11 protein-coding genes are annotated in these 12,473 nt (G+C 44.4%); 10 read left to right on the forward strand and 1 reads right to left on the reverse strand.

What is annotated here, in order from left to right; genetic code table 11:
* Window positions 1-263: 263 nt before the first annotated feature.
* Window positions 264-2,276, forward strand: a complete 2,013-nt coding sequence (locus ACFSKO_RS18600) for an ASKHA domain-containing protein (protein WP_380254476.1) — start codon at window positions 264-266, stop codon at window positions 2,274-2,276.
* Window positions 2,277-2,559: 283 nt separating this feature from the next.
* Window positions 2,560-2,739 carry a hypothetical protein gene (locus tag ACFSKO_RS18605; RefSeq protein WP_380254478.1) on the forward strand — a complete coding sequence of 60 codons (180 nt, stop codon included), beginning with the start codon at window positions 2,560-2,562 and terminating at the stop codon, window positions 2,737-2,739.
* A 206-nt stretch (window positions 2,740-2,945) separates the two neighbouring features.
* On the opposite strand, the gene yaaA is transcribed toward ACFSKO_RS18605, so the two are convergent.
* Window positions 2,946-3,725 carry a peroxide stress protein YaaA gene (yaaA, locus tag ACFSKO_RS18610; protein WP_380254480.1) on the reverse strand — a complete coding sequence of 260 codons (780 nt, stop codon included), beginning with the start codon at window positions 3,723-3,725 and terminating at the stop codon, window positions 2,946-2,948.
* Window positions 3,726-3,921: 196 nt separating this feature from the next.
* On the opposite strand from yaaA, the gene ACFSKO_RS18615 reads away from it, so the two are divergent.
* The 8 genes from ACFSKO_RS18615 to ACFSKO_RS18650 all read left to right on the forward strand — a co-directional run bounded on the left by ACFSKO_RS18615 (window position 3,922) and on the right by ACFSKO_RS18650 (window position 12,469).
* Window positions 3,922-5,142: a bifunctional alpha/beta hydrolase/OsmC family protein gene (locus ACFSKO_RS18615; protein ID WP_380254482.1), complete on the forward strand. Its 1,221-nt coding sequence runs from the start codon at window positions 3,922-3,924 to the stop codon at window positions 5,140-5,142.
* Window positions 5,143-5,215: 73 nt separating this feature from the next.
* On the forward strand, window positions 5,216-5,446 hold the full coding sequence (locus ACFSKO_RS18620) for a ParD-like family protein (protein ID WP_380254484.1): 231 nt from the start codon (window positions 5,216-5,218) through the stop codon (window positions 5,444-5,446).
* 1 nt (window position 5,447) lies between these two features.
* On the forward strand, window positions 5,448-6,245 hold the full coding sequence (map, locus tag ACFSKO_RS18625) for a type I methionyl aminopeptidase (protein WP_380254486.1): 798 nt from the start codon (window positions 5,448-5,450) through the stop codon (window positions 6,243-6,245).
* Window positions 6,246-6,556: 311 nt separating this feature from the next.
* Complete coding sequence (locus tag ACFSKO_RS18630) at window positions 6,557-7,636, forward strand: hypothetical protein (RefSeq protein WP_380254488.1); 1,080 nt, start codon at window positions 6,557-6,559, stop codon at window positions 7,634-7,636.
* 9 nt (window positions 7,637-7,645) lie between these two features.
* The gene (locus ACFSKO_RS18635; protein WP_380254490.1) at window positions 7,646-8,767 is read left to right on the forward strand and encodes a hypothetical protein; all 1,122 of its coding nucleotides are present in this window, start codon (window positions 7,646-7,648) and stop codon (window positions 8,765-8,767) included.
* Between the two features lie 26 nt (window positions 8,768-8,793).
* Complete coding sequence (locus ACFSKO_RS18640; protein WP_380254492.1) at window positions 8,794-10,755, forward strand: ATP-binding protein; 1,962 nt, start codon at window positions 8,794-8,796, stop codon at window positions 10,753-10,755.
* 5 nt (window positions 10,756-10,760) lie between these two features.
* The gene (locus ACFSKO_RS18645) at window positions 10,761-12,179 is read left to right on the forward strand and encodes a DUF6638 family protein (protein WP_380254494.1); all 1,419 of its coding nucleotides are present in this window, start codon (window positions 10,761-10,763) and stop codon (window positions 12,177-12,179) included.
* Complete coding sequence (locus tag ACFSKO_RS18650) at window positions 12,179-12,469, forward strand: hypothetical protein (RefSeq protein WP_380254496.1); 291 nt, start codon at window positions 12,179-12,181, stop codon at window positions 12,467-12,469. Before ACFSKO_RS18645 ends, ACFSKO_RS18650 begins: the two co-directional genes overlap by 1 nt.
* Window positions 12,470-12,473 lie beyond the last annotated feature (4 nt).

Below are 12,473 nucleotides of genomic sequence, written 5' to 3' on the forward strand. Positions count from 1 at the left end.
AGCCAGCAGCAGAAGGCGCTGGTGGGGCGCGTGAAGGTCGTCGCAGTCGCCGACGTGCATAGATAAATAAAAGAAGCACCTATCCAAAGCTCTTTAGCCTTGTGGGTATAAGGGGTTTGTTTCACATAAGATCTATTTTATCTGTATATTTGCCACATAGACACTTAAGACAAATATCGGCTAAATAAAGAAGTGACAAATGACAGGCATTATAAGCCTGCATTAAAAGTAAATAACTGGGGAAATGGAGCAAGGAGAGTCTTATGTCTAAAGATGCTCATATCGTATTTACACCTTCCGGAAAACACGGTGATTTTCCGATAGGAACACCTGTTCTAACCGCAGCCCGAAATCTCGGCGTAGATATTGATTCTGTTTGCGGAGGCCGCGGTATATGCGGTCGCTGCCAGGTCGTCGCCGGTGAAGGTGAATTCGCCAAGCATAAGATTGTCAGTTCCTGCACAAACATGACAGCCTTCTCAAGCGTAGAAGAGCGCTATGCAAGCAAGAAAGGTATGAAAGAAGGCCGTCGGCTTTCTTGTCAGGCAATGATAGAGGGTGATCTTCTTATCGATGTCCCCGCTGAGAGCCAGGTCCACAAGCAGGTCGTTAGAAAACGTGCAGATGTTCGCCAGATTGAAATCGATCCCCCCATACAGCTTCATTATGTCGAAGTTGAAGAGCCAGACATGCACCATCCTTCTGGCGACCTAGAGCGACTTTTCTCTGCGCTTAAAGCACAGTGGGGATTGACCGATCTCCATTGCGACCTCCGCACCCTGCAAACACTGCAACCGATACTACGTAAAGAAAAATGGAAAGTTACTGTTGCAGTAGAAAATCAAAAAACCATCATTGCCCTTTGGCCTGGTTTTAAAGAAAAAGGTTATGGCATAGCCGTCGATCTCGGATCGACAACGATTGCTGCCCATTTATGCGACCTTCAAACAGGTAACGTCACAGCTTCTTCTGGAATTATGAATCCTCAAATTCGTTTTGGGGAAGACTTAATGAGCCGTGTTTCATACGTAATGATGAACCCAGGTGGCGACAAAGAAATGACCACTGCCGTTCGTGAATCGCTTGATACTCTAATCGGAGTTGTCGCAGACGAAGGCGGTATTGAACGCAGTGATATTCTCAGCATGACTTTTGTCGGCAATCCTGTAATGCACCACCTCTTACTGGGCATTGATCCGACAGAGCTTGGTGGAGCCCCCTTCGCTCTCACCTTAAACTCATCGATCCATCTCTACGCATCAGAATTAGATCTGAATATCAGTCCTGATGGTCGGGTTTACATACTCCCTTGTATTGCCGGACACGTAGGAGCCGATACTGCTGGTGTCATCCTTTCAGAAGGGCCACATTTACAAGACGAAATTACCTTAATCTGTGATGTGGGTACAAATGCTGAAATCGTACTGGGGAATAGGGATCGGCTACTTGCCTGCTCCTCCCCAACAGGACCTGCGTTTGAAGGCGCACAAATTACGAGCGGACAGCGGGCCGCACCAGGAGCAATAGAGCGTATTCGTGTAGATCCAGAAACACTTGAACCCCGATATCGGGTTATTGGATCAGATTTGTGGTCAGACGAAGAAGGGTTTGCTGAAGCAACCAAATCCAGTGGTGTAACAGGTATTTGCGGGTCAGGTATCATTGAAGCCATCGGGGAAATGTTCCTGGCTGGTATCATCCAGACTGATGGCATAATTGACGGTTCAAAAGCAACCGTTTCTCCACGCGTTCAATCCAACGGAAAAACTTTTGACTACATAATAAGTGACAAAGAGCCTATTATCAAAGTTACCCAAACTGATGTCCGTGCCATTCAGTTGGCAAAAGCTGCTCTCTATGCTGGCGTTAAACTGTTAATGGAAAAGTTAGATGTCACAACCGTTGATCGCATCCAGCTTGCGGGCGCATTTGGTAGCCATATCGATGTAAAGTACGCCATGGTAATAGGCCTGATCCCTGACTGCGATCTTGAACGTGTTAAATCTGCAGGTAACGCAGCTGGAACAGGCGCACGTATTGCCTTACTAAATAAAAAGGCACGTAAAGAGATCGAAAATGTCGTCAGCAAAGTTGAAAAAATTGAAACTGCCGTCGAACCAAAGTTTCAGGAACACTTCGTCAATGCCATGGGAATGCCAAACACCGTGGATGAGTTTGTCAACCTGTCAAAAATAGTCACCCTCCCCGAGAAAAAAACGGGTAAGGCAGAAAGCCTGGATGATCAAGGTCGGAGCCGGCGTAGAAGAAGACGCTAAGTTAAGAACAAGTAAGGAGGGAACATTAACCCTGCCCTCCTTACTTTTATTCCAAAGTGAAAAACAAAAAACACCTAATTACCGCTATTTACTGTATCTCTTTTATTCATTGATCTCCTCAAATACTAAATCACAACTTTCACTTCATAAAAAATTAACTTTTAATTAACCTTCATATATCGTAAAGTTTACACACAGAAAAAGGAAGATCATAGGCACGGCATCAACTTCCCTCTCCAATCGATCAAGATGACGAGAGGGTTCTAAAGGAGGCAAATTACCAATGCCGACAACAGAACAGTTAGAAAATCGTCTGGCTGAGGATAACATTACTCATCGAACTTTTGGCATCAGCAGAACTGCCTACGATGGCGTGATTTCCTACCAACTAGAAAAACACGGCTTTGAAGGTGCTTTTCGAGTTATAAAACAACAGGTAGACGCACTACAAACTACACATTAGCTTTACATTGTTGGAATTACTCAACGAGACTAAGAAGCACACGTATCAGTACCCTTTATTTATCTGAGGGTCAGATACTTTATGAAAAAATCAAAAAAGTCATGCTTATGCTCACGCTCATGAAGCTCCCCTTCCCAAAGCAGCATTACAAACCACTTAGCATATGCTTTCACTGCCCCAAAGGATGTTGACTTGAGACAAAGGGCTCAATTAGTGCCCTGCTCCCGAATGAAAACATAGATATCATCGCTAGATAGATGCTCTTGATAAGAATACCCCGCAACCGAAAAATCTTTAAGACCTTCAGGACGATCAATACGTCCTTGCACCATATAGCGAGACATCATTCCCCGCGCACGCTTGGCCGGAAAACTAATAATTTTGGCCACACCGTCTTTGACTTCTTTAAAGACGGGAGTGATAATTCTCCCTTTCAGATTACGAGGCTTTACCGCCTTAAAGTATTCGGTGGAAGCCAAATTTATTAAGACTGGTTCCGCCATGTCAGCAAGTAAAATACTCAACTCGTCCGTGATCTGATCTCCCCAGAAATCATAAAGATCTTCGCCGTGAGGATTGCGCAATTTTGTCCCCATTTCCAGACGGTACGGCTGCATCAAATCCAAAGGACGAAGCAAGCCATAAAGACCTGAGAGGATGCGAAGGTGATCTTGAGCATATGTAAGCTCTGCATCGTTAAGTGTCTCGGCTTCTAAACCAACGTAAGTATCGCCCTTAAAGGTATCTACAGCTGTTTTGGCATTATCAACGGTGAAAGGAAAAGAAAAGGCCCGATAGCGCTGATAGTTTAAATCAGCAAGGTTATCGCTGATGTTCATCAAGCTCCTAAGATCTGCACGAGACAAATCCTTTGTTACTGTTAGCAGGTCCTTTATCTGGCTAGAAAATACAGGGAGCGTTGTAGGTAGATCTACTTTCGCAGCGCCATCGTCTAATTTCTTTGCCGGAGAGATAACAGCTAACATGATAACCTCAATTTCAATAAAACAGTATATTACTAAAGCTAAGAAATGAACCCGCAAGAAACAAGGTTGGAGTTAACTTTTACCGAAAATATAATTCGAGTAGGGTTTATAACCAAGATGTGATTTTACTCCTTCCTGCCGCCAACCATTTATATGCTAGGATTATTCCAAATTTAAATAAAAGAAAGACGGGGCAATGCAGAGAATTAAAGTAAGCTTTAAAAGCCAGCAAGGAACCGACCTCGTAGGCGCTTTAGAATTACCAGATCAAAAACCAAGCGGTTACGCCCTCTTTGCCCACTGTTTTTCTTGTGGAAAAGACATCCCGGCAGCTACAAGGATTAGCCGCAGCCTCGCGGAAAAGGGCTTTGCCGTTCTCAGATTTGATTTTACAGGACTTGGTGGGAGCAATGGCGATTTTGGAAACACAAATTTTTCATCTAATGTCAAAGATCTGGTCGCTGCCGCCAGGTTACTTCGCGATCAGTACCAAGCCCCTGCCCTCTTGATCGGTCACAGTCTGGGGGGAGCAGCTGTTTTAGCTGCCGCAGAACAAATTCCAGAAGCAAAAGCCGTGATTACAATTGGCGCCCCAAGCACTCCTGATCATGTAACCCACCTGCTTTCTGATCAAATCGAAACCATAGAAAAAGACGGCGTTGCGGCGGTTAAACTTGGCAGCAGAACCTTTAACATTACAAAACAATTCCTCACCGACATTTCCGCCCACAATATGAAGGATCACATCAAGAATTTAAAAAAAGCCCTCCTTGTCTTTCACTCTCCAATCGACAGCACAGTTGGTATCGACGAAGCCCGTGAAATATTTGTCACAGCTAAACATCCCAAAAGCTTCGTCTCACTTGATAACGCAGATCACCTTCTGACAAATACTGCGGATGCCGTATATGTCGGCCGTACAATTGCCGCCTGGGCCGAACGTTATATTTCTTCTCCTCAAAGCCCTGCACGACCAACCCTCCCAGAAAAAGGGCAGGTACTTGTATCTGAAGAAAATAAAGCCTTTCTCAGGAATATCCAAACCGACGATCATAATTGGCTTGCGGATGAACCTCTCGCGGTCGGCGGTTCGAACCATGGCCCTGATCCTTATGAAATGCTTTTAGCGGCACTCGGTGCCTGTACTTCAATGACAATACGAATGTACGCAAATCGTAAAAAATGGCCGCTCGAAGATGTCCTCGTAAAGCTCTCTCATAACAGAGAGCATATCCAGGATTGCACAGGCTGCGAAGATAAAGAAAGCCAAATAGACGTACTTGAACGCAAGATTGAACTTATCGGTGATTTAAGCGATGAGCAGAAGCAACGTTTACTTGGAATCGCAGGCAAGTGCCCCGTTCACCGCACGTTAGAAAACAAAATCAAAGTCAGGGATAAATTGATAAAAGCTTGAACCTTTATTATATCTTGCGAAGAACCATCCAATTCGCATACAAAAAAGATACAAATCATATATGGATTCGAAAATGGGTATCGTAAAAATATCTGGTGATATGCATGAAAAAACACGTATTGCCAGCAAGGCAATGACACGATCTATTAATGCACAGGCCGAACACTGGATGAAAGTCGGTATGATGGCCGAAAGTCATCCTCAACTCTGTTATACTGACCTCCTTGCGCTGATGTTGGACGCAGCACATCAACACGAAATCGCCAACAGTCAATCCGCGCACACTGCGCAGAAAACAGCTTGATATGCTTCCCGGAAAACCAGTCATTAAGACAGACGAAGCAATTGAGAGAATGCGAAGATCTGGCGCCTTAACGGCAAAAGTGCTTGAAGCCGTTGCCGAGATTATAAAGCCAGGCATATCAACTATGGAAATTAACGATTTCTGTGAAAACTACATCATTCAAAACCTTGACGCCGTACCCGGCAGCAAAGGACAATACGATTACCCATATGCCGTTAATACATCCCTTAATCACGTTATCTGCCACGGCATGCCTTCGGACAAAGTAAGACTTAAAAATGGGGATATCTTAAATGTCGACCTAACTGTCTTAAAAGATGGTTACTATGGCGATAGCAGTAAAATGTTTACTGTCGGAGAAATAAAACCCTTTGCGCAACAGTTAATTGATACCACTCAACACTGTCTTTACAGCGCTATTCAACAAGTAAAACCAGGTATAACTCTTGGTGATATAGGTTTTATTATTCAAAATATTGCCGAAAAAAAACGCTATTCAGTCGTGCGTGAATTTTGCGGTCATGGTATAGGGGCCAGCATGCACGAAGTCCCTGACGTCGCCCATTTTGGCTCTCCCAATCAAGGCTTAAAGCTAAAAGAAGGGATGACTTTCACCATTGAGCCGATGATCAATCAAGGCAAGGCAGCGATCCGACAACATCCTGATGGTTGGACCATAACAACCAAAGATCGACGCCTCTCCGCGCAGTGGGAGCACACTATTCTAGTGACACGAACCGGATATGAAATTTTGACATTCCGAGATGAAGAACACGGTAATATTCCAAGAGTAACATAGACGAAACCAGCCAAGAATAACTTCAACCCTATGAGGAAACTTTACAACACGAGAGGAATGTTTTCCTTCCGTAAAGATAAGAAACGCTTCCCCGTTTTCAAAAATCACAAATGTCGTACAAATTGACGTCCAAACACCTCAATAACATTTTGATTTATCAAATATCCTCCGCTATTCTCAGCACACTATAAACGAGAAATTTATTCGCCTTCTTTACCCGTTGTGTGTATAGCCGTGTACGATTTTACGGGAATAATTGATAGGCAATACCTATATATACGATTAGTAGATACTTTTGGGGGAACAACAAAGTGGCCAATTTTGAAACTGCAATCCAGAAAACTCAAGCTGAGGTCGAGAACGCTCAAGCCAAGATAAACGAGCTTACAAACCGTATGGAAACAGCCCAATCAAAGATGAAACAGGGCGCTGATGTCTCCATAGATATTGAAAATGCCACATTGGATGACGTTCACAACCACAGTGATTCCATGAACGCGAACATTGCCGACCTCATAATGGGACTGGATGATGTAACTGCTGGGTTTTCCAAAGATTTTGACGCCATGCGAGAAAAAACGGCTTGGGAAAGCATCATTGGGTTTCTCTCTTCCGCAAAAGCAGATTCAATGCGTGAAGAGCGTATTCGCGGCGCATCAATCGATGATAAACTACAAGATCTCATAGGTAAATCGGACGTTATTGTTTCCCTACTGCAAGGTCAATTGACTGTCCTTGAAACGCATAAGGTTCGCGTAGAAAAGAACCTTTCCGAAACCCTCAACGAACGCGAAACCACTGTTGGTGAACTGGAAGACCTAAAGGCCCGCATTCTTGCAATGGACCCGGAGATTATCACGCTCGAAGGAAAAATCTCTGTAGAACAGGATGCCGCTGCCCGAACCAAATTGGAAAGTCAGCTTGCTGAACTCAATGGAACTTACAACGAAATGGTTCAAGAAGAGCAGGTCAAACTTGCTAAGTCCCAAACCCTTGAACGCTATATCGAAAAGGGTAAAACTTGGGTTGATTCCTTGCAAAACCAAGCCGCAACACAAATGGTACTCATCAATAAGCTTCAGACAGACACCAAACAACGTGTGGTTCTTTATGATGCCTTGACCAAATCCTTAAAAACGGCTCAGCAGCAAGATGTTGCTCACCGCATCAACGAGATCGGTGTTGCAACGGATCAAGAAGCACAAACAGCTATGGCAGCCATTGGCTCAGCAACGAACCAACGTATGGCTGAAATGATGGAAAAACACGAAGATCACATCGTGTTCGCGCGAAAAGTACTGGAAGAAAAAGCTAAGTCCGACGAGCGTTTTGCACGTCGCTTTGCTGGTATCGTTGAAAAGCACGATAAAAATCTTTACGGCCAAAATTAAGGTAAGAACTTGACCTTAAGAGAGGATCATTACCCTCTTCCCGATGCTGCGGCGACACGGCGATATTTTGCCAAGTTTGATCGCATCATCGGACATATGAGGGATGTTGCGGCCTTGGCATCTGGAAATGGACGCCTTGAGCAATCAGAGTTGGAAATTGTCGAAGGTTATTTAATCTGCCTGTCTTCGACCTTTTCTGCATTATCCTATAAACACTTAATGGCAGGGCACGTTTCCAATGCTTTACCCCATGAATTAGAGATTGACCGTCAAGATTCTGGCTTTCCCGTTTATCGGGAACTCCTGCAAATGGCGAATGATTGTGTTCAGGCAGAACATCATCTTGGCAGCTTACCACCTAAGAAAAATTTAATTGAGGATATGACCAGTTACATCCTCAATGAATTAAAACTTCCGCGCCGATTACAATTTGCAATGTCTCAACGTCTTTATTACGAGCACCTCCAAAACAGGGCCTTGTTCTGGGCGCAAAATCATCCACAAATTCGATCACAAAAAAAATCACACAAACTTCGCCGCAGTTACCTTGTCCATTGGGCAACATTTGATAGCCAGACCAACCTTCCCATCATTTACATAATGAAATTGGAAGATTCCGGGCAGGCCTTCTTACAACACGATGAAGAAAGGTGGCCTCGGGTACAAAGCCACTTGCTGGCTCAGTCTTCTATCTCATTAAAGCTCTTAACGATTGCCTCAGGATTTGATAAAGATTTTAGCGATCTGCACCCCAAATCCCTGCGCCGGATAACAATCGGTCCAATGTATTCACATGCCTTCACTCAACAAAACGGCCCCTTGAGAGAAGTGCTTGAAGAGTCCTCCGGCGAGCCTGGATTAGACTGGTGTCTCGCATGGACAGTAGAATCCTTGATTTCAAAAAGTACGAGTAAACAATCTACCGGCATATTTGGTAAGATCGATCAGGAAATTTTTGATTTGAACCAATATGCACGCGGTGAAGTTGAGACTGGTGCCACAGAAACAAACCATTACCTCATTTTGCCTCAACGACCTTACCAAGTCTTGGAAGACCGGGATCCCCCAGGATTACGCAATATTAGAAAATTCGTGGTTGGCGCTGATGGAAAAGTCCTGAGCAGCCTTTAACACAGATAAATAAACGAGATATATTTATGAGCACCTCGCAAAATTTAATGGAAATTCGTGAAGATCAAATAAAAAGTAACTACGCAGCTGCCGAAGGCTTGCTGGAAGGATTTGATCACACCCCCAGAATTGCAAAGCCGCGCGATGGCGCGAAACCAACCGCCACCGAACGCTCCCCCGGCATTGGTGTTCGACGACGCTTTCGATCAACCACCCCGGGGTTGGCAACCCAATCAACGGCCCGTCCAGAAGGCGTTCATCTGATCGACCGCATTGAAGCGACAGATGAAAGTGACCCTCTAACAAGCCCTGCACAGGCCACTCTGTTACAAGGAATGCGACGCGCTCTGGCCACCGCGCACGCCGTCTCAGATCTCTATGCCGATCAAACCGTCCTCTCCGACCTCAAAAGAGACAACCTCGAAGGCAGACTTGATGCCACGCGCAAAGCAGAGTTTTCTGAGTTGTTGTCCGCAGCCTCTTTGATATCCCTCCAAGTTTTCGCGAGCATGACCACGTTTCTGCTCTCCTCTCAGGTTGCAGAAGCTGGTGAAGGAGAACTGGATATTGGAGAAGTAGAAGAAATTTTAACCGACAACCCACAACTCGCCCTACATGGTGCCCTTTGGGAACTCGACCAAACGCTTGCGTTGTTTGCAACAGATGACACCAAAGTCATTCGGGTTGTTTCAACCTTTTGCGAAAGGCTGATGGAGAAGATCTCTCTGAAAGCACAAAATGCACCACGTTTGGATAGCTTTAAAAGTGTAAGTTATCAGGTCGAGGCTGATGATTTTCAAATTGACGGCTTTACCCCGGCGAGCAAAAGCAAAAGCACTTCGTTGATTATGACCTTCAAGAAGCCACATGAGGTCGTCGGCAACCACATCGCGAAGTATCAGGCCATGAAACTGGCTAAAATGCTTATGGCCTATGACTTTGATCGACACCTCAATCCCTTCGCTGAACTGGGTGGGTTTATCTTTACCTTCATGGGCGATGGTAAACCTGGGACCGGGAAAACGACCCTGATCCAGATGATGGCGGGCTTGCTGAACGAATACTGTAACAATGCTGGCTATCCCTTCCGTTATGCCAACCTGTCGACAGATTCAATCGATAGCTACCAGGGTAAATCAGCACAAAATGCCAAAGCCTTTATCCAAACGGTTCTGGACCCTCAGGTTATCGGCTTTGGAACCATTGATGACATCGACCAAATCGCAGGTAAACGAGGTGATCGTCAATCATCTGCCGGCCAACAGGAAATCACAGCCGTACTTATGGAAAGTTTTGCAGGAGCCAACACAGTGGTTAGGGGCAACTGTACCTTTGGTATGTTTTCAAACTATCCCGAACAGGTGGATGACGCCTTACGACAAAGAGCAGGTGCTCGGTTTTTAGTCGACGGTCCCCAATCTAAAGACGACTACATAGATATCCTACATCTCCTCTTGGGAAAGCGTCACGAAATCCCGCTAGGTGAACACGATCTTTACGCAGCACAGGAAATCAACAAAGCTGTTGCTGCTTCTTATGACGGTTATTCCCGTCCATCAGAAACACGCTTGGTATCCGTTTTTGACCGTGTTCAAGAAACGATTGGCGAACTGGATACTATTGCAAAGCTCGGATTGTACCTAAAAGCTATTCAAGAAGCCGACGAACGTTTTACGGGTCGTGCCATTAAGAATATCACGGATGCGGTCAAGGTCCGGGCGATGGATTTCGAGCTGCCGGATGAATGGATGGACCAACCTGACCTTTTTTTAACCAAGGACTATGACACCAAAAAGAACATGATTTCCGATCTTGCCAAACCTATTACAGTCGACATGGTCATTCAGGAAATCAACCGCTATGCCGATAGTGAGTTCCGCTACTCAGGTAAGTCTGATGAAGTCGCGATAGAAAACCATGTCCGAGAAATGCAACGCCATGCAGAAGCGCGTCGCCGGTACACTGACACAACTGGCGAACAGGGCTAAAACTCATGATGCGGTTGGTAGAACGAGGCTTAATGTATGGCAACCTTTTTGAAGTTGCGACGCCAGCCCTTGTTGAGCGATATAATGAAGCCCTTGAAAAGTTGACCGGACGCCGGACGTTATTAAGCAGCTTTCATATCGACCTGTCTGGATTTGCACCGGAAATAGCAGAAGAATTTGAGGACCATAGTTACTTAAACCCCCATGGCTGTAACCGACAGTTTATACTCCTTAGCGTCGAACAAAAACGCTCCCCTCTCTTAAACATGAACTTCTCAACTTCCAGATCTATCTTGAAAAAGTTCATTGTTGAAAATGAAACTGCTCTATTTGCCCTTACATCACGCGACGCTGTATTTGGGGAATTAATGAATTCTGTTTACCGAATTTCAAACGCAAAACATCTTTTAGATATTCGGCAAATTCGCATTGAAGCTGATACTGTTAAACGTGCTATTGCCAAAGCATCCGAACTCTCAAAGCTTGTTGAACGCTTTCAAATCGAACCAGATGGTTGGTGGAACGACGAACTCGCTTCAAAAATGATCAACCTCGCCAAAGAGACCGGAGATATCAGGCGATACCCTGTAACCCTAAAAAACAAAAGCTTTCAGCAAGGTAATTTTCACACAACCCATTTCGATGGTGTCTACGTTTTTCGGGATACACAGCTTCCCGTTGTTATTTCTAAGATACCCAAAGATGAATTCCTCGACTTTCCCATCGAAACTGTTCTCAATTTTTCAAACAGATCATTAATTGCTGCCTTTCTTGAAAAAAACAAACTCATCCAGCCTCTTATTGATGCAGAGGATCTCGATGCAAAGGACATCATTCTGCAACGACTTGATTTTATCATGGTCGAACACCTCACTTCCGAAGGGATAACGGTTAAAGACTTATCTCGCTACGAATTGCGTTCTTTGGCTTTACGTACTGAAAAAAACCTTCCTGATGAATTTGAGGGACTCAATGATTTGCTCCGTTGGTTAGAACAAGGGGGGCAAAAACCAACTCTATCGCCAGAACATCCCGCTTATTTTTATAGCGTTAGAGCCAAGTTTCATCCTGACCGTGATCTGGTAAATATGCTGCTTGCAGAGTTAATGCCACAGGATATTTTACAACTTTTTATTTGCCATAAAGAAGCATTTTATACATCTTACTCAACATGGAATGATGCCAAAAGAAACTACGCCACAGATTTTCTGAGCAAAGAGTATTTTTCTGACAAGACCAAGGTAAGACGCGAACTATTTGGCGATGATAGCCCTGCCGCACTCAAAGAATTACACGATAGAAATCAAAGGGAAGCTCCACCTAAACAACCCTGGGGGAAATATCCCGTTCCGAATTACTCAAGAAAAAAACCAACCCCATCTACCCGAAAAAAGACTAAAGGCCCTTGGGGAGGAACAATCTAATGATACTTTGGTTGTTTCGGCTTGTTATTATATTTGGCATTTTAACCGTTATTTATATTGCTTTGTCTTTCTATTACAGATGGGACAAAAAACGCGAACTGGTTGCTGAATATAAGGCGAACTCACCTAAAGATTCTATACAAACAAATCCTGATCAAGAACTCGAAAACTATATTACTCAGGGCATTTCAAATTATGATCATTCTTTAAAAAAGAAACTCCTATTAGGGGTTTATGCGGTTCCACTGATTATAATTTTCGGACTTTTATTTATTGCTAACTTTATGTGAGGTG

The sequence above is a fragment of the Kiloniella antarctica genome, assembly GCF_042682825.1.
Taxonomy (GTDB): Bacteria; Pseudomonadota; Alphaproteobacteria; order Kiloniellales; family Kiloniellaceae; genus Kiloniella; species Kiloniella antarctica.

Coding starts and splice junctions, on each gene's coding strand:
- map (WP_380254486.1), top strand. CDS start 5,448: ATGCTTCCCGGAAAACCAGTCATTAAGACAGACGAAGCAATTGAGAGA.
- ACFSKO_RS18605 (WP_380254478.1), top strand. CDS start 2,560: ATGCCGACAACAGAACAGTTAGAAAATCGTCTGGCTGAGGATAACATT.
- ACFSKO_RS18640 (WP_380254492.1), top strand. CDS start 8,794: ATGAGCACCTCGCAAAATTTAATGGAAATTCGTGAAGATCAAATAAAA.
- yaaA (WP_380254480.1), bottom strand. CDS start 3,725: ATGTTAGCTGTTATCTCTCCGGCAAAGAAATTAGACGATGGCGCTGCG.
- ACFSKO_RS18645 (WP_380254494.1), top strand. CDS start 10,761: ATGATGCGGTTGGTAGAACGAGGCTTAATGTATGGCAACCTTTTTGAA.
- ACFSKO_RS18620 (WP_380254484.1), top strand. CDS start 5,216: ATGGGTATCGTAAAAATATCTGGTGATATGCATGAAAAAACACGTATT.
- ACFSKO_RS18615 (WP_380254482.1), top strand. CDS start 3,922: ATGCAGAGAATTAAAGTAAGCTTTAAAAGCCAGCAAGGAACCGACCTC.
- ACFSKO_RS18600 (WP_380254476.1), top strand. CDS start 264: ATGTCTAAAGATGCTCATATCGTATTTACACCTTCCGGAAAACACGGT.
- ACFSKO_RS18650 (WP_380254496.1), top strand. CDS start 12,179: ATGATACTTTGGTTGTTTCGGCTTGTTATTATATTTGGCATTTTAACC.